The sequence below is a fragment of the Aeromonas sp. 1HA1 genome, from assembly GCF_029237385.1.
GTDB lineage: Bacteria > Pseudomonadota > Gammaproteobacteria > Enterobacterales > Aeromonadaceae > Aeromonas > Aeromonas popoffii.
On record NZ_JAACGC010000206.1, the window covers coordinates 1 to 746 of the forward strand.

A 746-nucleotide genomic window follows, 5' to 3' on the forward strand; every position below is an offset into this window, starting at 1 on the left:
CGACCCGACCGGTGAAGGTATCACTCTCCTGCTGGAGTATTTGCAGTTGCGCTTCGGTCTGAGCGATACGACGAGCGAGTTTCTCGGACTGGCTGCCAAAATACATACGCCGCAGCTTGTCGAGTTGCGCAAGCAGACGCTCAATTTCGCGCTCCCGCTCTTCCAACCTTGCATGCAAAACACGATTGAGTGACTCCTGTTCGGCCAGGAGTCGTTTCAGTCGCAGGATTTCGTCGGCTAGTGATTTTTCCATACCCATGCATCTTACATGGGGGATCACTTTTTACAACATGGTCAATGAGTTAGCCAGGCGCTTTGGATGGCGCCAGTCTATCCCCTCCAGCAGCATGGCGAGCTGTGCTGGCGTTAAAAAGACTTTGCCGTCCCGAGCCGATGGCCAGGCGAACCGACCACGTTCCAGCCTTTTTGTCAGCAGACACAGACCATCACCGGTAGACCAGAGGAGCTTAACTTGACTCCCGTTGCGGCCCCTGAAGATAAAGACATGCCCCGACATGGGATCATCCTTCAACGTCATTTGCACTTTCGAGGCTAACCCATTGAAGCCGTTTCTCATGTCTGTGATACCGGCCACGATCCAGATACGGGTTCCCGCAGGAGGATTGATCATACGCGCAGGGTCTCCAGGATCATTCGTAATGCATTGGTATCGACGGTGCCATCAATGACGACCATTGCCCGCCCCAGTCGTATCTCGATGGTGCCTGATGGTGTCGGTTCAGAGG

General features: G+C 54.3%; 1 protein-coding gene and 1 pseudogene. Both read right to left on the bottom strand.

Annotated elements, in window-relative coordinates; all coding sequences use genetic code 11:
* Positions 1-253: pseudogene (locus tag GWQ22_RS21685) on the bottom strand (IS66 family transposase); the annotation flags it as partial.
* A gap of 30 nt (positions 254-283) precedes the next feature.
* Entirely contained in the window at positions 284-631 is a 348-nt protein-coding gene (gene tnpB / locus GWQ22_RS21690; RefSeq protein WP_099992635.1) for an IS66 family insertion sequence element accessory protein TnpB, read from the bottom strand.
* Between the last annotated feature and the right edge of the window lie 115 nt (positions 632-746).

Coding starts and splice junctions, on each gene's coding strand:
- tnpB (WP_099992635.1), bottom strand. CDS start 631: ATGATCAATCCTCCTGCGGGAACCCGTATCTGGATCGTGGCCGGTATC.